This is a genomic window from Subtercola sp. PAMC28395 (assembly GCF_018889995.1).
Lineage (GTDB): Bacteria > Actinomycetota > Actinomycetes > Actinomycetales > Microbacteriaceae > Subtercola.
Genome location: NZ_CP076547.1, coordinates 943,774 through 967,050, shown reverse-complemented (window position 1 = coordinate 967,050; position 23,277 = coordinate 943,774). Strand labels below are relative to the sequence as shown.

At 61.3% G+C, this 23,277-nt stretch carries 22 protein-coding genes; 11 read left to right on the top strand and 11 right to left on the bottom strand.

Going from position 1 to position 23,277, the window contains the following annotated elements; genetic code table 11:
• Positions 1 to 23 precede the first annotated feature (23 nt).
• From gnd to dnaA, 3 genes are all read right to left on the bottom strand, one after another.
• Positions 24 to 911, bottom strand: coding sequence for a phosphogluconate dehydrogenase (NAD(+)-dependent, decarboxylating) (gnd, locus tag KPL76_RS04615; RefSeq protein WP_216335322.1), 888 nt, complete (start codon positions 909 to 911; stop codon positions 24 to 26).
• Between the two features lie 9 nt (positions 912 to 920).
• On the bottom strand, positions 921 to 2,066 hold the full coding sequence (gene dnaN / locus KPL76_RS04610; protein ID WP_216335321.1) for a DNA polymerase III subunit beta: 1,146 nt from the start codon (positions 2,064 to 2,066) through the stop codon (positions 921 to 923).
• Between the two features lie 363 nt (positions 2,067 to 2,429).
• The gene (gene dnaA, locus KPL76_RS04605) at positions 2,430 to 3,857 is read right to left on the bottom strand and encodes a chromosomal replication initiator protein DnaA (protein WP_216335320.1); all 1,428 of its coding nucleotides are present in this window, start codon (positions 3,855 to 3,857) and stop codon (positions 2,430 to 2,432) included.
• 326 nt (positions 3,858 to 4,183) lie between these two features.
• Between dnaA and rpmH the strand changes: the two genes are divergently transcribed.
• From rpmH to KPL76_RS04565, 8 genes are all read left to right on the top strand, one after another.
• The gene (rpmH, locus tag KPL76_RS04600) at positions 4,184 to 4,321 is read left to right on the top strand and encodes a 50S ribosomal protein L34 (protein ID WP_055810406.1); all 138 of its coding nucleotides are present in this window, start codon (positions 4,184 to 4,186) and stop codon (positions 4,319 to 4,321) included.
• Between the two features lie 25 nt (positions 4,322 to 4,346).
• On the top strand, positions 4,347 to 4,685 hold the full coding sequence (gene rnpA, locus KPL76_RS04595; protein WP_216335319.1) for a ribonuclease P protein component: 339 nt from the start codon (positions 4,347 to 4,349) through the stop codon (positions 4,683 to 4,685).
• 62 nt (positions 4,686 to 4,747) lie between these two features.
• A complete protein-coding gene (gene yidD, locus KPL76_RS04590; protein ID WP_216336081.1) occupies positions 4,748 to 5,059 on the top strand; it encodes a membrane protein insertion efficiency factor YidD in 312 nt (103 codons plus the stop codon).
• A 9-nt stretch (positions 5,060 to 5,068) separates the two neighbouring features.
• On the top strand, positions 5,069 to 6,049 hold the full coding sequence (gene yidC / locus KPL76_RS04585) for a membrane protein insertase YidC (protein ID WP_205106141.1): 981 nt from the start codon (positions 5,069 to 5,071) through the stop codon (positions 6,047 to 6,049).
• Positions 6,046 to 6,642, top strand: a complete 597-nt coding sequence (locus KPL76_RS04580; RefSeq protein WP_216335318.1) for a R3H domain-containing nucleic acid-binding protein — start codon at positions 6,046 to 6,048, stop codon at positions 6,640 to 6,642. The genes yidC and KPL76_RS04580 overlap by 4 nt, the downstream gene beginning before the upstream one ends.
• A 14-nt stretch (positions 6,643 to 6,656) precedes the next feature.
• Positions 6,657 to 7,310 carry a 16S rRNA (guanine(527)-N(7))-methyltransferase RsmG gene (gene rsmG / locus KPL76_RS04575; RefSeq protein WP_216335317.1) on the top strand — a complete coding sequence of 218 codons (654 nt, stop codon included), beginning with the start codon at positions 6,657 to 6,659 and terminating at the stop codon, positions 7,308 to 7,310.
• A gap of 282 nt (positions 7,311 to 7,592) precedes the next feature.
• Positions 7,593 to 8,504, top strand: a complete 912-nt coding sequence (locus tag KPL76_RS04570; RefSeq protein ID WP_216335316.1) for a ParA family protein — start codon at positions 7,593 to 7,595, stop codon at positions 8,502 to 8,504.
• Positions 8,497 to 9,459: a ParB/RepB/Spo0J family partition protein gene (locus tag KPL76_RS04565; RefSeq protein ID WP_216335315.1), complete on the top strand. Its 963-nt coding sequence runs from the start codon at positions 8,497 to 8,499 to the stop codon at positions 9,457 to 9,459. Before KPL76_RS04570 ends, KPL76_RS04565 begins: the two co-directional genes overlap by 8 nt.
• A gap of 28 nt (positions 9,460 to 9,487) precedes the next feature.
• On the opposite strand, the gene KPL76_RS04560 is transcribed toward KPL76_RS04565, so the two are convergent.
• The 4 genes from KPL76_RS04560 to trxB form a co-directional block, all read right to left on the bottom strand.
• Entirely contained in the window at positions 9,488 to 10,465 is a 978-nt protein-coding gene (locus tag KPL76_RS04560) for a D-alanine--D-alanine ligase (protein ID WP_216335314.1), read from the bottom strand.
• A 2-nt stretch (positions 10,466 to 10,467) separates the two neighbouring features.
• Positions 10,468 to 11,805 (bottom strand): PLP-dependent aminotransferase family protein, encoded by a 1,338-nt coding sequence (locus KPL76_RS04555; RefSeq protein ID WP_216335313.1) that lies wholly within the window; start codon positions 11,803 to 11,805, stop codon positions 10,468 to 10,470.
• Positions 11,806 to 11,917: 112 nt separating this feature from the next.
• The gene (gene trxA / locus KPL76_RS04550) at positions 11,918 to 12,244 is read right to left on the bottom strand and encodes a thioredoxin (RefSeq protein ID WP_205106148.1); all 327 of its coding nucleotides are present in this window, start codon (positions 12,242 to 12,244) and stop codon (positions 11,918 to 11,920) included.
• An 85-nt stretch (positions 12,245 to 12,329) separates the two neighbouring features.
• Positions 12,330 to 13,316, bottom strand: coding sequence for a thioredoxin-disulfide reductase (gene trxB, locus KPL76_RS04545; RefSeq protein ID WP_216335312.1), 987 nt, complete (start codon positions 13,314 to 13,316; stop codon positions 12,330 to 12,332).
• 107 nt (positions 13,317 to 13,423) lie between these two features.
• Here trxB and KPL76_RS04540 point away from each other — a divergent pair, with 107 nt between their 5' ends.
• A complete protein-coding gene (locus KPL76_RS04540; protein WP_216335311.1) occupies positions 13,424 to 14,257 on the top strand; it encodes an alpha/beta fold hydrolase in 834 nt (277 codons plus the stop codon).
• Here KPL76_RS04540 and murJ read toward each other — a convergent pair.
• A complete protein-coding gene (murJ, locus tag KPL76_RS04535; RefSeq protein WP_216335310.1) occupies positions 14,204 to 15,820 on the bottom strand; it encodes a murein biosynthesis integral membrane protein MurJ in 1,617 nt (538 codons plus the stop codon). The genes KPL76_RS04540 and murJ overlap by 54 nt on opposite strands.
• Positions 15,820 to 17,970 (bottom strand): DUF6049 family protein, encoded by a 2,151-nt coding sequence (locus KPL76_RS04530; protein WP_216335309.1) that lies wholly within the window; start codon positions 17,968 to 17,970, stop codon positions 15,820 to 15,822. Before KPL76_RS04530 ends, murJ begins: the two co-directional genes overlap by 1 nt.
• Before the next feature lie 190 nt (positions 17,971 to 18,160).
• Here KPL76_RS04530 and KPL76_RS04525 point away from each other — a divergent pair, with 190 nt between their 5' ends.
• Together KPL76_RS04525 and KPL76_RS04520 are read left to right on the top strand one after the other, a co-directional pair.
• The gene (locus KPL76_RS04525; RefSeq protein ID WP_216335308.1) at positions 18,161 to 19,597 is read left to right on the top strand and encodes a CCA tRNA nucleotidyltransferase; all 1,437 of its coding nucleotides are present in this window, start codon (positions 18,161 to 18,163) and stop codon (positions 19,595 to 19,597) included.
• 259 nt (positions 19,598 to 19,856) lie between these two features.
• The gene (locus KPL76_RS04520; RefSeq protein WP_216335307.1) at positions 19,857 to 20,681 is read left to right on the top strand and encodes a DUF4214 domain-containing protein; all 825 of its coding nucleotides are present in this window, start codon (positions 19,857 to 19,859) and stop codon (positions 20,679 to 20,681) included.
• Between the two features lie 60 nt (positions 20,682 to 20,741).
• Here the strand turns inward: KPL76_RS04520 and KPL76_RS04515 are convergent, their stop codons facing one another.
• Complete coding sequence (locus KPL76_RS04515) at positions 20,742 to 21,812, bottom strand: inositol-3-phosphate synthase (RefSeq protein WP_216335306.1); 1,071 nt, start codon at positions 21,810 to 21,812, stop codon at positions 20,742 to 20,744.
• Positions 21,813 to 21,901: 89 nt separating this feature from the next.
• On the bottom strand, positions 21,902 to 23,113 hold the full coding sequence (locus KPL76_RS04510; protein WP_216335305.1) for a glycosyltransferase: 1,212 nt from the start codon (positions 23,111 to 23,113) through the stop codon (positions 21,902 to 21,904).
• Between the last annotated feature and the right edge of the window lie 164 nt (positions 23,114 to 23,277).

Here is a 23,277-nt window from a genome sequence, read left to right as displayed (position 1 = left end):
CTTTTTCGCTCAGCAAGCGGTGGTCAGTCGGCCTTCTTCACCGCGTGACCACCGAACTGGTTGCGGAGCGCCGCGACAGCCTTCATGGCTGGAGAGTCTTCCTGGCGTGAGACGAAACGGGCGAAGATCGAAGCGCTGATCGTCGGGACCGGAACCGCATTCGCGATTGCTTCCTCAATTGTCCACCGACCTTCGCCGGAGTCCTCCACATACCCCTCGATGTCGACGAATTCAGGGTCTTCTTCGAGAGCGAGCACCAGAAGCTCGAGGAGCCACGATCGCACGACAGTGCCTCGCTGCCAGGCCTTGAATGTGCCTGTGACATCTTTGATGATGTCCTTCTTGGTGTCGAGGAGTTCATAACCCTCTGCATATGCCTGCATCAATGCGTATTCGATGCCGTTGTGCACCATCTTGGCGTAATGCCCGGCGCCGACTTCACCGACATGCACGAAGCCCTCTGCACGTGGCCCATCTGGCCGAAGCGCATCGAAGATCGGCATTGCACGATCGACGTCGGCCTTGTCGCCGCCTACCATGAGCCCATAGCCGTTCTTCAGCCCCCAGACACCACCCGAGACGCCCGCATCGACAAAGTTGATGCCTGTCTGAGCGAGCTGCTCAGCGTGTTTGAAGTCTTCGGTGAACCGCGAGTTCCCGCCGTCGATCACCAGGTCACCCGCCTCGAGTACACCAGCGAGGTCGGAGATGACCGAATCGGTGATGGCTCCGGCGGGAACCATGACCCACACGATTCTCGGAGTCGGAAGAGCAGCGGCCAGGGCGGCCAGATCTGCGACGTCACTCACAGCAGGATTGCTGTCGTAACCGACGACCTCGATCTGGGCTTCGCGCAGTCTTTCGCGCATGTTGTTGCCCATTTTTCCAAGCCCGATGAGTCCGAGGTGCATGTCTTCTCCCTAGCGAAGTAAGAGGTTGGGTTGAAGCAGGTACTTGTAGTCATCTGAGCCTGGCTGGTCTTTGGATGACTGGCTTGTGATCAGCACAGGCCCCGGTTTGTTGGGGTTGTCGGTCTTGGTGAACGAGATGCGCACGTACTCCGAGTGCACCGCCCCGAGTCCGTCGAGGAGGAACTGAGGCTTGAGTGAGACGACTGTGTCAGAACCCGTGAGAAGCGCATCGATCGTCTCTGACGCCTGGGCCTGTTCGGAGCCGACGGCTTCAAGTGTGACCCCATCGATGGTGAATGTGAACCGCAGCGCCGCCTCGCGCTCGAGCACCAGCGAGACACGCCTCGTTGCCTCGATCAGGTCTGCCGTGTTCATCACTGCGTAGTTCTCGACAGTCTCGGGGAAGAGACGTCTGACGGGAGGGAAGTTGCCCTTGATCAGCAGGGACGTGACTGTCTTGCGATCTGCCTTGAATGCGATCAGTTCGCGATCGTCGGTGTTCGTGATGGCAACGGAGATGGTGCCGCTGTTGCCGAAGGTCTTGCCGATCTCCTGGAGGGTCTTTGCCGGCACGAGCGCGGATGCGGTCTCGATGTTCGACGTGCCGGCGTCCCAGTCGATGTTGCGCACTGCGACGCGGTACCTGTCTGTGGCCACCAATGAGAGGCTGCGTTCAGATATCTCGAGCTGCACTCCCGTAATCACTGGCGTCACGTCATCGCGTGAAGCCGCAACAGCGACCTGGGCGATTGCCGCGGAGAAATCCTCTGCCCTCAGGAGGCCCGATTCTTCACCGACGACAGGCAGGCTTGGATATTCCTCCACAGGCATACTCAAAAGGGTGAATTTCGCCGACCCTGCGGTGACGATGATGTGGGTGTCTTCGGTATAGAAGCGCACCGGGGCATTCGGAAGCCTGTTGGCAATGTCAGAGAGCAGCCGGCCCGACACCAGCACACGACCGGGTTCTTCAACATCTGCGGTGATGTGTGTCTGCGATGACACCTCGTAGTCGAACGAGGAGAGTGTGAGCCCATCGGCGCCAGCCTCGATGAGCACGCCACTGAGGATCGGCAGGGTCGTTCGTTGAGGTAGAAGTTTGACCGCGAAAGATACGGCTTCGCTAAATACGTCTCTGTTTGCTTGAAACTTCACGCGCGCACCTTCAGTTTTTACGTATTGGTCGGTCCATGCTATCCGGTGGGCAGGGGCTCTGCGTGACCGGTTTCGAGGGAGTCGTCCCAGCGAAAAAGTTATTGGCGATCATCATTAATTAGTTCTTTGGTTAATCTTCTTAACCGACGTGGATATGTGGAGAACAGCAGAAGTTCCCTTTGTTCATGTTGGAACTACACCCGTGTGACTTGTTGAAACCGTGGGCAAACTTTTTGTAATTACCGTGCTCGTGTGACATGGCGGTCTCGGGAGTTCACACAACCATCCACAGACCATCAACACATTGTCCTTAGTTATACACAGGGTTGTGCACAACGTGTGGAATCAGCTCGAGAGAGAGATTCAAACGCCCTTGTAGCGCTGATTGTGCTTGATTCTCGTGCTGATCTCGGTGACCTGATTGTAGATAGACCGTTTCTCCGTCATGAGTTTGCCGATCTTGTTATTGGCGTACATGACCGTTGTATGGTCCCGGCCGCCGAACAGTTGACCGATTTTGGGCAGTGACAGGCTCGTCAGTTCCCGGCAGAGATACATGGCGATCTGTCGTGCAGTTGCAATCGCCTGGGACCTGGACGAGCCATAGAGGTCGTCCACAGAGAGCTTGAAGTACTCCGCGGTGTGGCCGATGATGTCGACAGGAGCGATGACATTGTCGTCGTCGAGGGTTATGAGGTCTTTCAGTACTGTCTGTACCAGTGCAAGGTCAACAGGGTTGCGTGTCAGGCTTGCGTACGCGGTCACGCGGATGAGGGTGCCCTCGAGTTCGCGAACATTCGAGGAGACTTTCGACGCCATATATTCGAGGATCTCATCGGGGACCTGGAGCTTTTCGCTCTGTGCCTTCTTTCGGAGAATCGCGATCCTTGTTTCGAGGTCCGGTGTCTGTACATCTGTGATCAGGCCCCATTCGAATCGCGTCCTCATGCGATCTTCGAACCCGGTGAGGTGTTTCGGTGGCAGGTCACTCGTGATCACAACCTGTTTGTTGTGGTCATGCAGGGTGTTGAAGGTATGGAAGAAGGCTTCCTGGGTCTCCGCTTTGCCCTGGAGGAACTGGATGTCGTCGATGAGGAGCAGATCGATGTCCCGGTATCGCGAGTGGAAGGCTGCCCCGCGATTGTTAGCGATCGAATTGATGAAATCGTTTGTGAATTCTTCGGAACTCACGTATCTGACTCGAACCCCCGGGTACAGGCTCATTGCGTAATGGCCGATCGCGTGCAGCAGATGGGTCTTGCCGAGCCCTGAGTCCCCGTAGATGAAGAGGGGGTTGTAAGCCTTGGCCGGTGCCTCTGCCACGGCGACCGCTGCTGCGTGGGCGAAGCGGTTCGATCCGCCGATGACGAAGTTGTCGAAGCTGTACTTCGGATTCAGTCTCGTGTCATTGTTCCGCAGTGGCCCGACTGTCTCTTGAACCGGTGTTGTCTCGACGTAGCTGACTGTCGCGGGGGTCACTTCGACCACGGCTGGAGCAGGAAGGTAGTCGTCTCCACTGATGTCCGGGTTGACGACGACCGCGAAACTGGTCACTCCAAAGGACTCGTCGAGTTTTCCGAGGGCAGAGAGCAGTGGGACCCGTATCCGCTGCTCGAGCATTCCGCGGGTCAGGTCGTTCGGAACCTCGAGGTAGAACGAGCCGGCCATGATTCCTTTGGGAACGACAAGTCCTAAGAATCCATGGAGTTGGGGTGTGATCCGCTCATCGGTGGAAAGTGCCTGGAGAACGGTGCGCCAATTGGCCTCCGGTGAACCGGAATCGTCAGCCATGGATCTCCTGTCAGAAGGATAGGTGTAGCCCCAGCAGCTGCGAGGGAGACGTACGAAGAATTGTGCGACTGCATCCCCACACCACTGTCACAAACCTAAGGATCTAAGCTAGTGACTGGCACGGGCTAGATCAAGTTCATTCTCCCCCTTCTGGGCGTGTCACTTTCGACCACTGACAATGAACTGTGGATAATTGGGCGTTTGACCGCTTTCAGTTTGACCAATTGCCAGTCAGGCCGTAGTTTTAATCAGTTGACCTGTGTGCGAGCGCACACCTTACTAAGCTTCCCGGCGCGTCATCGGCTGGGCCACGGAGACCAAGAATCATGAGCAAAAGAACCTTTCAGCCCAATAACCGCCGTCGCGCCAAGGTTCACGGGTTCCGTCTGCGTATGCGCACCCGTGCCGGCCGCTCAATTCTCTCGGCTCGTCGTCGTAAGGGCCGTACCGAGCTCTCCGCGTAAATCGTTCCACTGAGTTCACCTCAAGGTGCTTGCCAGATCCGCCCGAATAACGACTGCAGATGATTATCGTGCTGCGGTTCGCCGAGGTGCCAGGTTTGCGGCTCCGACTACGGTGACGTACCTCCGGCAGGGCTCCCACTCGACTCCGCGGTTCGGTTTCATTGTGGCGAAATCAGTCGGGGTTGCCGTTGTACGTAATCGTGTTCGGCGCCGGCTCAAAGCAATCTGCTACTCGCTTTCCCCTGATGTGGCTCCTGGTTCCGAAATTGTGATCAGAGCTCTTCCGGGAGCCGCGAATTGCTCGTTCGAGGTGCTGAAGCGCGAGGTCTCACGGTCGTTGACGCGGGCTGCGGTGCTGTCGTGAACAGTGCCCTTGTGAACGGCGTCGACGTGCGGTTGCAGATTGGTTCGAAGTTAGTCTCCCGTCTGACAGGTGTCGCGGTCTGGGTATTTCTGTTTCCCCGAAACCTGGCAATTCTCATCCTGCGGATATACAGGGCAGTGATATCGCCGTTGTATGGCGATGTGTGCCGTTACTATCCCTCATGCTCGTCGTACACACTGCAGGCGATCCAGCAGCGCGGTCTTCTTGTCGGCGTGGGTCTCGGGGGGTACCGGATCATCCGCTGTCATCCGTGGGCCGCCGGAGGGATCGACGACGTTCCCCCACCCCGAGTTTCACACTTCCGTATCACCAGATTCGGCTTCGTCGTAGCTAACGGCCAACGAAAGGGCTAGCCCGAAAACATGGATATTCCCGGATTCATCAGTACCATCCTGTGGCCCATCAAGTGGGTCGTGGAATTTCTCCTTGTGTCGTTCCACACGCTGTTCACGGCCCTGGGTATGGATCCTGCCGAGGGATTGACCTGGGTGCTCTCGATTGTCGGCATGGTACTCGTGATCCGTGCGGCGCTCATTCCCGTCTTCGTTCGACAGATCAAGAGTCAACGCAAGATGCTCGAGGTTGCACCACAACTGAAGAAAATTCAGGATAAGTACAAGGGTAAGAAGGATCAGTTCTCTCGCGAGGCCATGTCCCGCGAGACAATGGAGCTCTACAAGCGAACCGGAACGAATCCGTTGAGTTCGTGCCTGCCGCTTCTCCTCCAGATGCCGATCTTCTTCTCCCTCTTCTCGGTGCTGAACGATGCCCAGAAGGGGCAGGCGGGCGTCGGCCTGTTGAACTCCGAGCTTGCGCAGCAGTTCGGCAATGCGAAGCTCTTCGGTATCGCTCCCCTTCATGAGAGTTTTCAGCAGGCGACCGTGACCGGCGACGTGGCTGTGATGGTCATTGCAGTGATCATGGTGATTCTGATGACCGGCTCGCAGTTCATCACGCAGCTCCAGATCATGTCCCGCAACCAGTCCCCCGAGGCCAAGAACAGCCCGATGTTCAAGCAACAGCGGATCCTGCTCTACATTCTTCCTCTCGTATTCGCCTTCTCTGGTTTCACCTTCCCTCTCGGCGTGATGTTCTACTGGCTGACGTCGAACTTCTGGACTATGGGACAGCAGTTCCTGGTCATTCGAAACATGCCAACACCTGGCAGCGAGGCCGCGAAAGCACGCGAGGCAAGGCTTGCAAAGAAGGGCAAGTTGAACATCCAGACCGCGGGAGACGGGTCGATCAGCCATGTCGTGCTCGACTCGTCCAAGCCGGTGACTACCCAGCGACAGCAGCCGGTGGGAAAGAACAGAGCAAAGAAGCAGGGTGAGAAGAAATGAGTGACGTGACCGACGTGAACACGCAGGAATTCGTAGAACTGTCAGACGGAGTCACCAAGACGGGCATCGACGCCAGTCCTGTCGAGCCGGCTGAATCGACAGACGCCGGTAATTCCGTCGAGAATACTCTCTCAGGCAGCCTCGAAGACGAGGGTGACATTGCCGCGGATTACATCGAGGAACTGCTGGACATCTGCGATCTCGACGGCGACATCGACATAGATGCCCGGGGTGGCAGGGCTTACGTCTCGGTCAACTCCTCCGAAGACAGCAACCTTCGCCTTCTCTCCAATCCCGACACCGTCCAGGCACTTCAGGAGCTCACACGCTTGGCCGTACAAACGAAGACGGGTGGCTTCTCCCGCCTCATTCTCGACGTTGGTGGCAGCCGCCAGATTCGAGAAGCCGAGCTGGCACGCCTGGTGACAACCGCAATCGATCGGATCGAAGTCGGCGGCGAGAGAATGGTTGCCCTCGAGGCAATGTCGTCGTATGAACGCAAGGTGGTTCATGATCTGGTTGCCGAACGCGGGTTCGCTTCGGCTTCTGAGGGCGAAGGGCGCGATCGCCATACTGTGATCAGCGCAGCATAGTTTCACGTGAAACAATGAGCGGTATCGACTACGACGAGGTCTTGCGTTCGCTTGAGGGCGAGCCGGCGTCAGCGGAAGCCATGTTCGGCGATCGCATTGGCGTCGCCCGTGAGTTCGTCACGAATCTTGCCCGGCATGGCGAGGAGTACGGGCTGATCGGCCCCGTCGAACTACCTCGTCTCTGGAGCCGACACGTGCTGAATTGTGCAGCTTTGGCGCCGTTGATGAGACCGGGTCGGGTCGGTGACATCGGCAGCGGTGCCGGCCTACCGGGCCTGGTGCTGGCGATTGCACGACCGGATGTAGACTTTGTGCTCATCGAGCCGATGGAACGCCGGGTGAAGTGGCTGAATGATCAGGCTGCTGTTCTGGGTCTGGACAACGTCTCAGTTCTTCGCGCTCGCGCTCAGGATGTCGGTCTTCCTGATGCGCTCGACCAGGTGACGGCCCGCGCGGTCAGTGCTCTCTCCAAATTGGTTCCCTTGTGCGCTCCCCTGGTTCGGCGAGGCGGAGAGCTGGTGCTCATGAAGGGTGCAGGAGCAGAGCGCGAGATCGAAGAGGCAAACAAAGTCATTCGGAAGTTCGGCTTGCGGGATGTCCGAGTCGAGGTGCTGGGAGTCGGCGTGCTCAATGATCCGACTCGTGTAATTCGTGCGACGGTTTCCTAACGGAGCAGTTGTGATTGACGAGTAAGGCGTTTCACGTGAAACATCATCTCGACGTTACCGACATGCCGTTCGACTTAGATAAAGCGCCGAGTGCAGGTACCGTGGATGTTGAGTTCGTGAACGGAGTAATTCGGCCGCAGCCATCCCATCCGGCCTGAGAAGTAGGTCTCATCGCAATTTGGGACTTAGAGAGAGTGTTTCACGTGAAACATCTTTCGTCCGAACAACGCAAAGCACCAATCCAGGCCCACATTGGGTATCGCGCAATCGAAGAAAGTATCTATGACAAGCGAATCGGTCGGCTTCGACGCTTCGACTCCCCTTGCACGCGAGATTGCAGACCTTTCACAGCGACGGAGAGCAATTGCCGTCGCTGAGTTTCCACTCCCTTCAAAGACGAGGGTTTTCACTGTGGCCAACCAGAAGGGCGGCGTTGGAAAGACCACCACTACCGTAAATCTCGCTGCTGCCTTGGCGAAGACAGGTGCGAAGGTGCTGGTCGTGGACCTTGATCCGCAAGGAAACGCTTCAACGGCGGTCGGAGTAGATCATCGTGCCGAAACGCTGAGCGTATACGACATTCTGATCCGCGATGTCGAATTGGAAGACGTTGTCCAGAAGAGCCCAGAGTTCGATCGCCTCTACTGCGCACCAGCCACCATCCATCTTGCGGGTGCCGAAATTGAGTTGGTCCCCCTGGTTGCGCGTGAACTGCGCCTTCGTGAAAGCCTCAATGCCTACCTGAGCCGGTCTGAGGATAACGGTGAGCCCTTCGACTATGTCTTCATCGATTGCCCACCTTCACTGGGACTGCTCACCATCAATGCTTTTGTCGCCGCGCGGGAGGTACTCATCCCGATCCAATGCGAGTACTACGCCCTCGAAGGGCTCAGTCAGCTTCTCTCGAACATTGCGTTGATTGAACGTCACCTCAACCCCACGCTGGCTGTCTCGACGATTCTGTTGACCATGTACGATGGCCGCACTCGGCTGGCCTCCCAAGTGGCAGAGGATGTACGCAACCACTTCCCGAACGAGACGCTCCAGGCGATCATCCCGCGCTCTGTGCGTATCTCAGAAGCGCCGAGTTATGGCCAGACAGTGATCAGCTACGACCCGAATTCACCAGGATCACTTTCTTATCTTGAAGCAGCATCAGAAATCGCACGACGAGGAGTTCACAACCATGGCTAACCCCAAACGCACCGGACTTGGCCGCGGAATCGGAGCGCTGATTCCGACCGTTGACGAGTCTCGTTCGACTAGTCCAGTGGATGTGTTCTTCGCAGAGCGCGGCGCTGGCGAGGCCGAACTTGTTTCGGTGCCTGGTGCTCGTCTTGCCAACCTCGCGCCCGCGTCGATCGTACCGAATGCCAAGCAACCGCGAACCGAGTTCGACGCCGACGACCTCGCCGAACTCGTGCAGTCCATTCGTGAGGTTGGCGTGCTCCAACCGATCGTTGTTCGTCAACTGCCGGCACAACCAGGGCTCGCACAGGAGTACGAACTCGTGATGGGTGAGCGGCGACTTCGGGCCAGTAAAGAACTGGGACTCGAGACGATCCCAGCTGTGATTAAAGACACTGCTGATGAAAACATGCTTCGGGATGCACTTCTGGAGAACCTCCATCGTTCACAGTTGAATCCACTGGAAGAAGCATCGGCCTACCAGCAGCTCCTCGACGACTTCGACATCACGCAAGAGCAGCTTGCGACTCGGATCGGTCGATCGCGCCCGCAGATAACGAACACCATCCGCCTCCTGAAGCTGCCGACTGCTGTACAGAAACGTGTCGCTGCTGGCGTGTTGAGCGCGGGTCATGCCCGCGCGATCCTGTCGGTTGTCGACGTGGAGGAGATGGGACGCCTCGCAGACAAGATTGTGAATGAGGACCTTTCTGTAAGGGCAGCCGAAGCCGCAGCATCCAGGGCCCCGCGTGCACGCCGGGTGCGGCCTACCGCAGGCCGACGGAACGACCACCTCGACGAGATTGCCGAGCGTCTGGGTGACCGACTCAACACACGTGTCAAAGTGAGTCTGGGTGCGACTCGTGGACAGATTGTCATCGATTTCGCCACAATTCAGGATCTCAACAGAATCCTGAGCGAGATCGGAGATGAGGGATTCGGGTCAAGCAGGCCCAGTTGAGCGGGGCCTCGTTCCATGAAGCTTCTGATCAGGCCGATTCGGAGCCGCGTGAATCGCGGATGGCGAGCTCGCCGAGCTGCTCGTAGACCGAGCCGAGACTCAGCCCATCGGCGACGATTGCCAGCGGAACCAGGGATGTCTCGGTGAGGCCGGGCATGACATTCGCTTCGAGAAACCAGGGTATTCCATCGGCATCGATGATGAGGTCGATTCGCGAGAGGTGACGGAGCCCAAGCGCCTGATGGATGCTCAGCGCGGCATGTGCGGCGGAATCGGCCCAGTCTTCGTCGATCCGTGCAGGGGTGAAGAACTCGGTCTCGCCCGCGTTGTAACGAGCCTCGTAGGAATAAAGCCCTGATCGTGGCACGATTTCTACTGCTGGAAGAGCGAAAGCACCCTCGCCGGTATCGAGTACGCCAATGGAGATCTCCGTGCCGTCGATCTTCTGTTCGATGAGTGCGGTCTCGCCATAGGTGTACGCATCGACCACTGCCCGGGGCAGATCGATATCGTTTTCGACGACGGTCACGCCCTGTGCTGAACCGCCCATCGCTGGTTTCACCACAACAGGTGTACCGAGGTGCTTGAGCACACCAGCGAGCACCTGGCTGGCGCCGAGTTCCCGAAAGGTCTCGCGGGGTAGGGTGATCGACTCCGGCGTTGCGAAGCCAGCGCGAGAAACCAGTACCTTGGCCGTCGGCTTGTGCCAGGCGAGTTGTGCTGAAGCAGATTCAGACCCGACGTAGGCGATGCCCTGTGCACTGAGCAGGGCCCTCAGAGAACCGTCTTCGCCGCTGGCACCGTGCAGCGCGGGCCAGACAAGGTCGGGAGAAGCGTCTTCGAGAAAGCTCAGCAGGGTGCTGTCGGGCTCGCGCATCGTCACGCGGTGCCCTCGCGCCATCAGACTGTCGGCGACACGGCGGCCCGAGCGCAGTGAGACTTCTCGCTCGTGGGAGATCCCTCCGGCGAGAACGACGACGGAACGCATGGTGGGTGAGTCAGTCATAGTTAGTCCAGGTCTGGTGGTGGGGCTGAGAAGGAACGGCTCTGGCGGATCGTCTGGAGGGGTCCGGTCGCGTTGAAGGTCTCAAGCAGATCGATCTCGCCGTTGATGACGGTGGTGAGCCGACGAATTCCGAGGCGTATTTGATCGGGCGTCGGGTAGCAGAACGAAAGGCGGATCTTGTTGCGCCCACCACCGTCTGCATAGAACGCGGTGCCCGGGGTGTAGGCAACGAGTTCGGTGACAGCGCGTGGCAGCATCTGTTTTGCATCGAGGTAGTCGGGAAGTGTCAGCCAGACGTAGAACCCACCGTTCGGCTTCGTCCATGTCATTTCGGGCAGGTGCTCTGCGAGGGCAGCCAACATCGTGTTCTTGCGCTCTTCGTAGACCCCTCGGAACGTGTTGATCTGGCTCTTCCAGTCGGCCGTCGACAGGTATTCCGAAATGACCAGTTGGCTGAACGAGCTCGGGCAGAGAATCGCCGATTCGGCCGCCAGAACCAGCTTCTCGCGAATGGCGTGGGGCGCAATGGCCCAGCCCACACGGAACCCGGGGGCGAATGTCTTCGAGAATGACCCGAGGTAGATCACTCCTTCGTCTTCGGTGCTCCGCATGGGTGCAGGAGGAGGACCATCGAAATACAACAATCCGTATGGATTGTCTTCCAGCACCAGAATGCCCTCTGATCGGCAAATTTGCAGAATCTCCGCTCGCCGTTCTGCCGTGAGGGTCACGCCAGCGGGATTCTGGAAGTTGGGAATCGTGTAGAGGAACTTGATGGTTCTGCCCGACGACTTCACACGCGTGATCGCCTCGCGCAATGCCTCGGGGATGAGCCCATCGTCGTCCATCAGCACATGTTCGATATCGGCCTGGTATGAGCGGAATACTCCGATTGCACCGACGTAACTGGGTGCCTCGACAAGAATGACGTCGCCAGGATTGATGAAGAGCTTGGTCACCAGGTCGAGGGCCTGCTGTGAGCCGGTGGTGACGACGACATCGTCGACACTGCCGGAAATGCCCTCTTGTGCCATGACTTCGAGGATGTGTTCACGCAATCTGGGCACGCCCTGCCCAGACCCGTACTGCAGGGCGACGGAACCCTGTTCGGCCATGACCTTGGCCATCGACTCGACGACGAGGTGTTGAGGGAGGGCGGAAACGGCTGGCATTCCACCGGCCAGCGAGACCACCTCAGGCCGGGACGCAACGGCAAACAGAGCTCGGACCTCTGACACCGACAGGCCGGCAGCACGGTCAGCGTAGTTGTTGTACCAGGGGTCGAGATTTGTGGCAGAGGGCGACGATGGTCTGTGGTGGCTGTTCACGTGCACTTCCATGAATGAGGCGAAATTCCATGCTACCAACGCCAAAAAGGGCCCGGTGCCAGAATCGGCCCGGGCCCTCTCGCCGTCGGGGCCCGCTCGGGCGGCCTTCGACGAAGGTGAAAGATCAGCCGAGGTAGTCGACGAGGTCGTTCTCGAGCGCTGCCTTCGGCTTGGCGCCGATGATCGTCTTGACGACTTCGCCGCCCCGGTAGACCTTCATCGCCGGGATCGATGTGATCTGGTACTTGGCCGCGGTCTGTGGGTTCTCATCGACATTGAGCTTGACGATCTTGATCTTGTCGGAGTGCTCTGCCGCGATCTGGTCGAGGATGGGAGAAACGGCGCGACACGGCCCGCACCACTCTGCCCAGAAATCCACAAGGATGGTTTCTTCAGAATTGAGTACGTCGGCTTCGAAGCTCGCATCGGTGACTGCTGTTGCGGTTGACATGGTGTTCTCTCTTTCAGATTCGGTTGGGAGCCAGCGGCTTGCTGGCTTCGCGTGTGTGCACGGGAAGCGACACACGAAGTGGTTCTCAGGTGGACCGGATGAGCTCGATCTCAGCTTCGGCCTCGCGCAACTCATGGATCGCACGTGCCTCGGCAAGGCCAGCCAGGTAGTGTTCGGCATCGAGAGCGGCGACAGTGCCTGAAGCCGCTGCTGTGGCCGCCTGTCGATAGGTGTCGTCAATCACGTCACCTGCGGCGAAGACACCCGCGATGTTGGTCTTCGATGAGCGACCGGCGACAGCGATCGTTCCCGACGCCGTCAGGTCGAGCTGGCCATGCACAAGGTGGGTTCGCGGGTCATTGCCGATGGCGACGAACAACCCCTGCACCGGGAGTTCGCTCAACTCGCCCGTGACGGTGTTCTCGAGCGTCAGCGCTTCAACAGTGTTCTCGCCGCTGATGCCCACGACCGCCGAGTTGAAGACGAATTCGATCTTCTCGTTGGCGAAGGCGCGCTCCTGCATGATCTTGGATGCCCGCAGGCTGTCTTTTCGATGAACCAGGTACACCTTCTCGGCGAAACGGGTCAGGAAGGTGGCCTCCTCCATGGCGGAGTCCCCGCCGCCGACAACCGCAATGGTCTTTGTCTTGAAGAAGAAACCATCGCAGGTCGCACACCAGGAGACGCCGCGACCGCTCAGGCGCTCTTCGTCGTCGATGCCCAGTTTGCGGTAGGCAGAACCGGTCGAGAAGATGACGGCCTGCGCCTCGAAGTCGCCGCTGTAGCCCGTGGAGACCTTCTTGATGTCACCGCTGAAGTCCACACTCGTCACGTCGTCGAGGAGCACCTCGGTGCCGAACTTCTCAGCCTGCTCCTGGAGCCTGGTCATCAGCTCAGGACCCTGGATCCCCTCGGGGAACCCGGGGAAGTTCTCCACTTCAGTGGTCTTCATGAGTTCGCCGCCGGCTTCGACGCTCGAGGCGATGAGCAACGGCTCGAGGCCCGCGCGCGCCGCATAGATGGCCGCGGTGAATCCCGCAGGTCCTGACCCAATGATGATTATCTGTCTCATCGACAAGCTCCTTGTAGCGGTGACTCTTCACCGACGATGTTGCACTGTAGACCTCAACCAATCCTAGCCGCCGCGTATTCCAGAGCCGCAGGGCCCATGATTGAACGGTGAGTGAAGCCTTCAGCCCCGTCGACAACGTACGAGTCGCCTACACAGAGGTCGGCGAGGGGAGTCCTCTCGTGATGGTGCACGGTTCGGGCTTGTCGAGAGCGATGTGGCGCGGGCTCGGCTACGTGAAGGCGCTGCGAGACGACTACCGGCTGATTCTCGTCGACCTCCGCGGGCACGGGCTCAGCGACAAACCCCACCGGCCTGACGACTATCGCATGGAGCTCGTGGTGGCCGACCTGCTGGCGGTTCTCGATGCCGCTGGAGTCACGAGCGCCCACTATTTCGGCTATTCATTCGGCGCCCGCGCTGGCTTCACCCTTGCGGCCACCCACCCCGAGCGCCTGCTCTCGTTCGTCTCTGCTGCGGGAAGCTATCGTGCACCGGGGCGCAGCGTCGGCAAACTCTTCTTCGAAGGCTACGACGATGCGTTGGGCGTGGGCGGAATGCGCGCATTCATCGACGGCTGGGAGGAGCGCCGGGGCATGCCGGTCGACCCCGCGACGACAGCGGCCTTCCTGGCGAACGATCCCGTGGCCATCCGGTCGTATTTTCAGCGCGTCGAACTCGAACCCGGCGTCGACGAGCAGGCGCTGTACTCGATCGAGACGCCCACACTCCTGCTGGCGGGTACGGATGATCGGCGAGCCTTCTCCGACTCCGAACGAGCAGCGGAGCTGATGCCCCAGGCCCGTTTCGTGCCGCTGCCCGGGCGTGACCACGCTTCAACGCTGAGGCCGGCCGCCGGAGTCATCGAAGTGGTTCGCGAGTTTCTCGCTTCAGCTGCGCCGCAGCCGCCTGAGGATCGGAACGACGGCCTCACTCAGCTCTGATGATCGCAACAGGCGAAGGGTCACTGCGTAGAGAATCGTCATGACCACAGCGACCACGGCCATGGTGATGATGGCGGGAATGCGGCCCGAGAGCGCGTAGCCCGCCGGGTCTGCGCCGCCGAAGGCGAAGTACACCACGGCGCCGGCGATCGATGCGGGCGCGGCGGCCAGGGCATCCTTTGCGAAGCTCGTCGCCACCCGGCGAATGCCCCCGCCGAGCTTTCGGCGAATGAGAACACCCACCACAATGGTCTGCAGGATTCCAGCGAGCGACAGCATCAGAGCGACACCGACGCCCACCCACACCTTCGGAACGAAGAGGAGAACGGCGAGACTGCCGATGCTGAAGACAACAGCCTGGAAGACGGTGGTGTAGAACGGCGTACGGGTGTCGCCGAGCGAGAAGAACGCCCTCTGCAGCACGAAGAGAATGCTGAACGCGGGAAGACCGACGAGAAAGGCCATCAGTACGGTTCCGATGGCTGTCGAGCCGGCGACGGAATCGATCATCACCCGGCCGAACGGGTAGGCGACGACGAAGAGCACCACTCCGGCGAGCACCATGATGACGGTGATCTGCCGGATGCTCGCAGAGACGTCGGCGCGCACCCGGCCGAGGTCTCCGGCCGACGCGTTCTCGCTCATCCGGGTGAAATAGGCGGTGGCGATCGAGACGGCGACCACTGAGTGGGGGAGCATGAAGATCAGCCACGCGTTTGCGAGAGCAGCAATCGAGGCAGAGTCGCCGCCTGATGCTGTCGAAACCACGTTCGTCTCGACGAGCCCGGCCCCGGTCGTGACGAGAATCATGCCGAATGACCAGCTGGCGATCTTTCCGGTCTGTTTGAGACCCACGCCCCGCCAGCGAAAGTCGGGCCGGTACACAAGCCCGACGCGGCGCCAGAAGGCAAAAAGGATGAGGCCCTGCACGGCGATGCCCAGTGTGGCTGTACCGGCGAGGAGTGCGACGGACGAGGGCGTCCACCAGTCGAGAGGGCGCGTTCCGTTGGGGTCTGCGCCGAAGACGGCGATGAAGACGATGAGCCCGATCAGAGCCACGATGTTGTTGAGGATGGGAGAGAGGGTGAAGGGCCCGAACGAGTTACGAGCGTTCAGTACTTCGCCCAGAATCGTGTAGACGCCGTAGAAGAAGATCTGGGGCAGGCACCAGTAGGCGAATGCCGTGGCGAGCGCTGTCTGTTCGGCCGAGAACCCGTGTGCAGTGATGGAGACCAGGAATGGAGCGAGAAGTGTGGCGGCCAGCGCGGTGACGGCCAGAACGAGCAGCGAGATCGTCACGAGCTTGTTGATGTAGGCCGTGCCGCCGTCGGTGTGCAGCGCGCTCCTCACGATCTGGGGCACCAGAACGGCACTCAGCGCTCCGCCGGCGACGATGACGTAGATCGTGTTGGGCAGCTGGTTGCCAGCGGTGAACGCGTCACCGGCGGCGAACGCACCGATCGCCTGCAACAGCACGATCGCCTTGAGGAACCCGAGGATGCGCGAAGCGATCGTGCCGGAGGCCAGCAGCGCGCTCGAGCGACCGATGCTGCGTTCGGCCATCACGCACGCCTCGCCCGGCGGCGCTTGCGGATCTGCCTGATGATGCCGAAGGCGAGGAAGGCGACGGCGAGCACTGCGATGATGAGCGTACCGATGCCCTCCCAGTCGGCGCTCACGTTGATCTGAAGGGGTTGGGCCTGGCTGACGAGAACCCCGTTCTTGTTGTACAGCTCGAGCCTCAGGTTCACTTCACCACTGGCCACAGCAGCCTTGACCGGCACCTTGGCGGTCTTCTGCGACTGGGCTTCGACCGTGATGTCGATGCGGTTCGGCTCGACCACGAGCCGCCCGTTCGACGGCGTGACCTGGAGTGTGACCGTGACGGGCCAGGCGAGGGAGTTCCTGATGTTGACGGGCACGTCACCGTTGGACGCGAGGAGGTTGATCGAACTGCCGTCGACGATCTGTACCGCTCCGAGCGTGTCTGTCGACGCCTTCTGATATGACGCCTCGGCGGCAGTGCGGCCCGCGGTGTCTGCGGCCCACGACTGTGCGAGTACGCCGAGCAGGCTCGCACGCTGGCGCCCGGTGATCAGTTCGGGAGCCTCGATGACCGGAGCAAACGCTGCGACCTGGTTCTCGCTGGTGAGCATTGACCGAACGGTGTCCGCACGCGAAGATGCCTGCGGGCTGTCGCGGAGGCTGATTCCCGGCGTCTGCGGAGCGGTCAGTACGTCGTTCAACGGCACTTCGGATGCCCAGGGCAGCGCCTCGAGCACATCGAGCACGCGCGTCACCCCGAAACTCGACGCCGGTGCATCCCGCCCCAGGCTCGCAGCGAGCGACGGGGTGGTACCCGGTGAGGTACCGGTGGTCACCGTGAGGACGGCAGAGAGTTCGGCCAGCGCCGCGTCACGCGGAGCCTCGGTTGCCGCGTCAGCGGCGGTCTGCAGGGCATCCGTGATCTGTGCGTCGAGCAGGATCGAACTCGAACCGTCGACCGATGCCGGGGCGTTCGGAGTGATGCCCTGCGCAGCCACGGTGACATTGTCACTGCTCAGGATGCTCGTGGTGAGGCCGCTCTGCGCGAAGAACGCCGAATCCCCGGCCGAGACCGTGTTCGCGGCGGGCCAGGCGAGGTCTGTGCGGGTGTAGTTCCACGACGTGAGGTCGGAGAAGCTCGGCAGCTGGCCGGGTGCCGGGGTGGGAGTGGGTGTCGGTGCGCCGGGCGTGGCAGGCGTGGACGTCGGGATCGGTGAGGATGCGAACAGGGTGAATGGGTCTGGGCTTGGAGACGTCTGGAAGTTCGACGCGCTGAGGGCATAGTCGAACGATGTCGGAGAGAGCACGGTGCTGGCGCCGGCCTGCCGCTCGATGGAAAGGTCGGAGTCGGCGTAACTCAGCGGGAAGGTCGCGTTGGGTGCCGCGGCCAACCGGGCGAGCCAGTCGAGAGCGCTCTGGGGTGCCGCCGTGCCCAGCACCCGAATCGACACCATGATCATCGGGTCGATGGCCAGGGTGACAGGCCTGCCGACCACGGCGTCGAGCTTCTTCGTCAGGATTCCGTCTGAGCCGGTGTAATCGGTGAGGGTGGCCGCCGACAGCAGGCCGGCGCTGGTCGGCGGCACGGTGATGGGCATGATGAGGCCCAGTGCCGAGAAGGTGGAGGGGGCGCCCTCTGACCAGACCACGGCGCTTCTGGCATCGGAAACTGAAGAACCCAGCGGCAGCGTCGCCCTCACCCCATAGGCGCCCCATGCTGAGAGCCCGATCTGGGCGGTAGGGATGATCGCCCGGACGCTCGCGGTCGCGCCGGGTGCGATCGCCGTGGTCGCGGCATCGACGCTCGCCGAATCAGTGTCCTGGGGGGTCTCGGTGGCAGGGTCGAGCCAGCCGGAGAGCTCCGTGCGTGTCGCGAGCCTGGAGCGGTCGAGCCAGAGGTGGATGACTCCGGCCGGCACGGCGACAGCGGTCGTGTTCTCGATGGTCACCGTCATCGCGAGGTCCTGCGACGGAGCGAGGGAGCCCGCGTTGTCGGGGGCGAGGGTCAGGGAGACGGAACCGGCGTCCGTGGCGGCAGTCGAGCTCGGGGTCGGCACAGGCGTGGTCTCGGCCGCGGCCCGGTGCGCAGGACCCGCGAGCGTGCTACCCGTCAGAAGAACACCAGCGACGAGCAGCCCCGCTGCCGCACTGCGCAGCGCAGAAGCCATCGGCACCAACTGTCCGGCGCGTCTCGGGCCGCGACGGACACCCGATTTCGCCGCCGCATTCATACTGCCGATTCTAGAGTGTGTCTCCTGAACGACCGTTGCGGGTCGCGGTGCGGCTTGGTGGGCGGGTTATCCACAGCTTCGGGGCCAGTTCGACTCCCTGAGAGCGGGCAGGCAGTAAAGTGGCGGGGTGCAACCGGTAGCTGATTCCCTCGCGGCCCTGGCGAAGCTGGCTGAGACGCCTCCCGTCTCGTTGGTCGCCGCTGCCTTTGCGACAGCCGGCCACGAGCTCGCCCTGGTCGGCGGACCGGTTCGCGATGCGTTCCTGGGGCGCCCGGTGCACGACCTCGACCTCACCACCGACGCCACTCCCGACCAGATCCTCGCGATCGTCGCGCCCCTCGCCGATGCCCATTGGGACATCGGGCGCGCCTTCGGCACGATCGGCGCACGCATCGGTGGCGAAACGGTCGAGATCACCACCTACCGATCCGACGTCTACGACCAGGTCACGCGCAAACCCGTCGTCGAATTCGGCACAACGCTCGAAGGTGATCTGCTGCGACGGGATTTCACCGTCAACGCCATGGCTCTGCGCCTCCCGTCGAAGGTGCTCGTCGATCCCTCTGGTGGCATGGATGATCTGCTCGACGGCCGCCTCCGCACCCCGTCGACGCCCGAGATCTCGTTCGGCGACGACCCCCTCCGCATGTTGCGTGCCGTTCGTTTCACGGCCCAGCTCGGCTTCGAGCTCGACGACGAGACCCGCGCTGCGCTCGGCGGGATGGCGGGCAGCATCACCCATATCTCCGCAGAGAGAGTCGGAGAGGAACTGTCGAAACTCCTCAGCTCCGACCACCCACGCAGGGGAATCGAATTGCTGGTCGAATCGGGACTCGCGGACTTCGTGCTGCCCGAAATACCGGCCCTCCGCCTCGAGACGGATGAGCACCATCACCACAAAGACGTCTACGAGCACAGTCTCACGGTGCTCGAACAGGCGATCGACCTCGAACAGGAACGAGCAGACGAAGGTGCTCAGCCGGATCTCGTTCTTCGGCTGGCTGCCCTGCTGCACGACATCGGCAAGCCGGCGACCCGTCGGCTCGAACCGGGTGGCGTCGTGTCGTTCCACCACCACGACCTCGTCGGGTCGAAGTTGGTGAAGAAGCGTCTGCGTGAACTCCGTTATGACAACGACACGATCGCCGACGTTGCCCGCCTGATCGAGCTGCACCTTCGGTTCTTCGGCTACACCGACAGCGCGTGGACAGACTCGGCTGTTCGCCGCTACGTGCGTGATGCTGGGCCATTGCTTGCTCGCCTGCACATTCTTGTGCGTGCGGACGTGACGACGCGCAATCGTCGCAAGGCCGACCGCCTCTCCTTCGCCTACGACGACCTGGAGTCGCGAATCACGGAGCTCGCGCAGCAGGAGCAACTCGATTCTGTGCGACCTGATCTCGACGGCGAACAGATCAAGAGCATCCTGGGCCTGAAACCCTCACGCGAGGTCGGCGAGGCGTACCGCTTTCTGCTCGAACTGCGCCTAGACGAGGGACCCCTCGGCGAGGAGGAGGCCACTCGCCGCCTGCTCGAGTGGTGGGCGAACACACGGCCGGCCTGAACGGCCGGTCGTTTCAGTGTGGCGCGGGCGAACGCACGGCCGGCCGGCCTGAACGGCCGTCTCAGTGTGGCGGGGGCGAGCACGAGAACTGCCTCAACGGCTGTTCTCCCAAGCGCGGCGCTGGGGCGCCTGGAATTCGGCCAAATAGCTCGGTCTGCGTCGATGAGGACCGGTCTCGGGTAGTGCTACGTTATGAGGGCAATCGCGGCGTTGCGCGATGCACTTCACTAGTGTGAAGCGATTCCGGGGGCAGTCAATCGTGAAAAGAGTTCTTGCTGGCATCTCCGTTCTGCTGGTGGCCGCCGGCCTCATGGTCGGCTTCGGACCGGCTGCGTCAGCGCAGGCTGTCGGCACGAGTGTGCTGACGGAGTCACCTGTGACGGCCCCGGGGGTCTCTACTCCCGTGGCGGCATTCGTTACGGCGCTCTACCAGGACTTTTTGAACCGTCGCCCGGGAGAGAGCGAGGTCGCCTTCTGGGGCCACCGCTTCGCCGTAGGGGACTCCCGCGGGAGTGTGGCGTCTGCCTTCGCAGGCAGCGACGAATACCGGTTGATCCGAATCGACAACGCCTACAACTCGATCCTCAACCGAGGGCCTGACCCGGGAGGACGAGCATTCTGGCTCGATGCCATGCACCGCGGAATCGTGACAACCGACGACATTGAGAAGTCCTTCTACGCATCGCAGGAGTTCTACGATCGAACGACGGCCAACGGCGGGTGGATCAATGGTCTATACCAGCACTTGCTGGGGCGGTCGGCAAGCTGGGATGAGGCGTCATTCTGGACAGTGGCAGCCAGCAACTACTCGTTCGCACACTTCGACTGGCGCGCCCATCCCAGTGGCGGTGACCTACCACTGGATCGCGACTGGATCGTCGCGCAGATCTACAACGCACTCGAAGCTGCGCGAGCGCGCGTCTCTGTGATGTACCAGCACTATCTCGGTCGTGTTCCAGACGAGCCCGGCGTGCAGTTCTGGGCGGACTACGACATTCGCATGGGCGACGCCGCCGTGCGTTCCGGATTCACGAACAGTGATGAGTACTATGCCCTCGCGTCGACCAGATTCCCAGGCAACTGAGAATCACCGCGCAGGTATGCCCACAGTGAGCCGAAAAGGCGGCGGCTCACTGATGGGAGCTCAGCGATTGGCGCTGATGAACTGCTCGAGCAGTTCGCGGGCGACGTCGTCGGGGTGCTGGATCGCGGGGCTCTTCATGAAGTAGGCGGAGGCCGATTCGAGGGGGCCACCGAGGCCGGCCCTGCGGGCGATTGCGGCGGCACGAAGAGCGTCGATGACGACACCAGCCGAGTTCGGCGAGTCCCAGACCTCGAGCTTGTACTCCAAGCTGATGGGTGCATTGCCGAAGCCGTGGCCTTCGAGGCGAACGAAGGCGAACTTGCGGTCATCCAGCCACGGCACGTGGTCGCTCGGCCCGATGTGGATGTCACGTTCGGGCAGGGAGATGTCGATGTTGCTCGTGACCGACTGGGTCTTGGAGATCTTCTTCGACTTCAGACGCTTGCGCTCGAGCATGTTCTTGAAGTCCATATTGCCGCCGACGTTCAGCTGGTAGGTGTGGTCGATGGTGATTCCGCGGCTTTCGAGCAGGCGGGCGAGCACACGGTGGGTGATGGTCGCGCCGACCTGGCTCTTGATGTCGTCGCCCACGATCGGCACACCGGCCGCGCGGAACTTCTCGGCCCACACCGGGTCGCTCGCGACGAAGACAGGAACGGCGTTGACGAAGGCGACGCCGGCGTCGATGGCGGCCTGGGCGTAGAACTTCACCGCGTCGTCTGAGCCGACCGGCAGGTAGCAGACCAGTACGTCGGCTCCACTCTCGCGCAGGGCGGCAACGACGTCGACGACCGGGGCGTCAGACTCCTCGACCAGCTCGCGGTAGTACTCGCCGAGACCGTCGAACGTCGGGCCGCGCTGAACCAGAACTCCCGTGGGTTCGACGTCTGCGAACTTGAGAGTGTTGTTCTCACTCGCCCAGATGGCATCGGCCAGGTCGAGCCCGACCTTTGCTGCATCGACATCGAACGCTGCCACGAAGGAGATGTCACCCACGTGGAACTCGCCGAAGCGAACGTGCATGAGACCGGGCACCACCTCGTCTTCGGGTGCATCACGGTAGAACGTGACGCCCTGGATGAGAGAATTTGCGCAGTTTCCGACGCCCGCGATTGCGACCTTGATACCCATGGACTTCTTTCGAGAGAGATTCCGGCGTGCAGGAAGGCCCTGTCGAGCGCCGAAAAACCGGCGCGAGGGCTGCACAAGCCTTTTTCATCTTATTGGTTCTCAGTGATGCCGACGGCAGCGCGGTAGGCGTCGAGCGTCGTATCAGCGGTGCTCTCCCAACTGTGCCGTGCGCCGAAGGCCAGGGCACCTGCCGAAAGCCGTGCGAGTGTTTCTGGTCTGCTCAGCACTGCGTCTATCGCACTCGCCCACTCCAGCGGTTCCCGTGAATCGAGCAGAATACCGCTCACCCCGTCTGAAACCGATTCCTGCATGCCGGACGCCCGCGACGCAATGACGGGTGTTGCTGATGCAGCAGCCTCGAGCGCAACGAGGCCGAATGTCTCGGAGTGGGAGGGGAGCAGGACAAGTGCAGCGGATCGCATCCACTCGGCCGTGCGTTCGCGCGACTGGGTTCCGACGAATTCGACGTCGTCTGCCACTCCGAGTTCGGCGACCAGGGCGTGCAGTGATTTCAGATATTTCGTCTCCCCGGGAGTGGGCGCCCCTGCGATCACGAGTTTCGGGCGCCTGTCTTGGTCGATGCCAGCAATGGCCCGAATGGCGAGATCCTGGCCTTTGAGAGGCTGGATGCGGCCGAGCGTGAGGATGACCGGCCTGCCAGGGCCCGACTCCACGGCCTCCGCTCCGGTACGACGGGGGTGGAACCGCTTCACGTCGACACCAGGGGGTATCACAAGCACTGAGGACGGCGTGGCCCCGTAGCCTGTCACGATCGCATCGCGTTCTGCCTCGGTCGACGCGATGCTCAGCTGTGAATCGCCGATGAGTCGCTGTTCGGCCCAGAGCCGCTCCTGCGGTTCGGGGTGGTCACCGGCAGCGAGGTTCTGGTTCTTCAGAAACGCGACGGTGTGCAGGCTCTGAACGTGAGGGATGCCCTGCTCTTCTGCGACGGTGAGTGCTGCCGCGCCAGAGAGCCAGTAGTGCGAGTGCAACAGATCGAATACGGGCCGGGCTCGCAGGGCATCCCGGAACGCGAACATGTGCCGTGCGAGATCGTCTTTCGCCACGGCAGCCTGTGGGCCTGCTCGAAGGAACTGCACGGGGATTCCGTTCGGCGTGTATCCGGTCTGCGGGTCGTCCGGGCTCGAGGACCGGGTGAGCAGTTCGACGTCGAGGCCGCGCCGTGCGAGGGCCTCTGCGAGTGCGACCACATAGACGTTCATGCCGCCGGCGTCTGCCGAACCGGGTGGAGCAAGGGGAGACGTGTGCAACGCAACAAGGCCCACTCGATGCACGCTCACAGGTGCAACTCTAGGCGTGTGGAGATCCCGTAGTGACCCCGGTACGCCTTTCTGGTAGTCTCTACAGGTTGTCTATGTCCAGTGGGGTTCTCCCACGCGGGCACAGACGTATGCACACACCCTCCTGCTACAGAAATTCTGTAGCCGATCTAGTCCGAAGGAGG

Coding starts and splice junctions, on each gene's coding strand:
- gnd (WP_216335322.1), bottom strand. CDS start 911: ATGCACCTCGGACTCATCGGGCTTGGAAAAATGGGCAACAACATGCGC.
- dnaA (WP_216335320.1), bottom strand. CDS start 3,857: ATGGCTGACGATTCCGGTTCACCGGAGGCCAATTGGCGCACCGTTCTC.
- rpmH (WP_055810406.1), top strand. CDS start 4,184: ATGAGCAAAAGAACCTTTCAGCCCAATAACCGCCGTCGCGCCAAGGTT.
- yidC (WP_205106141.1), top strand. CDS start 5,069: ATGGATATTCCCGGATTCATCAGTACCATCCTGTGGCCCATCAAGTGG.
- KPL76_RS04580 (WP_216335318.1), top strand. CDS start 6,046: ATGAGTGACGTGACCGACGTGAACACGCAGGAATTCGTAGAACTGTCA.
- rsmG (WP_216335317.1), top strand. CDS start 6,657: ATGAGCGGTATCGACTACGACGAGGTCTTGCGTTCGCTTGAGGGCGAG.
- KPL76_RS04570 (WP_216335316.1), top strand. CDS start 7,593: ATGACAAGCGAATCGGTCGGCTTCGACGCTTCGACTCCCCTTGCACGC.
- KPL76_RS04565 (WP_216335315.1), top strand. CDS start 8,497: ATGGCTAACCCCAAACGCACCGGACTTGGCCGCGGAATCGGAGCGCTG.
- KPL76_RS04560 (WP_216335314.1), bottom strand. CDS start 10,465: ATGACTGACTCACCCACCATGCGTTCCGTCGTCGTTCTCGCCGGAGGG.
- KPL76_RS04555 (WP_216335313.1), bottom strand. CDS start 11,805: ATGGAAGTGCACGTGAACAGCCACCACAGACCATCGTCGCCCTCTGCC.
- trxA (WP_205106148.1), bottom strand. CDS start 12,244: ATGTCAACCGCAACAGCAGTCACCGATGCGAGCTTCGAAGCCGACGTA.
- trxB (WP_216335312.1), bottom strand. CDS start 13,316: ATGAGACAGATAATCATCATTGGGTCAGGACCTGCGGGATTCACCGCG.
- murJ (WP_216335310.1), bottom strand. CDS start 15,820: ATGGCCGAACGCAGCATCGGTCGCTCGAGCGCGCTGCTGGCCTCCGGC.
- KPL76_RS04530 (WP_216335309.1), bottom strand. CDS start 17,970: ATGGCTTCTGCGCTGCGCAGTGCGGCAGCGGGGCTGCTCGTCGCTGGT.
- KPL76_RS04515 (WP_216335306.1), bottom strand. CDS start 21,812: ATGGGTATCAAGGTCGCAATCGCGGGCGTCGGAAACTGCGCAAATTCT.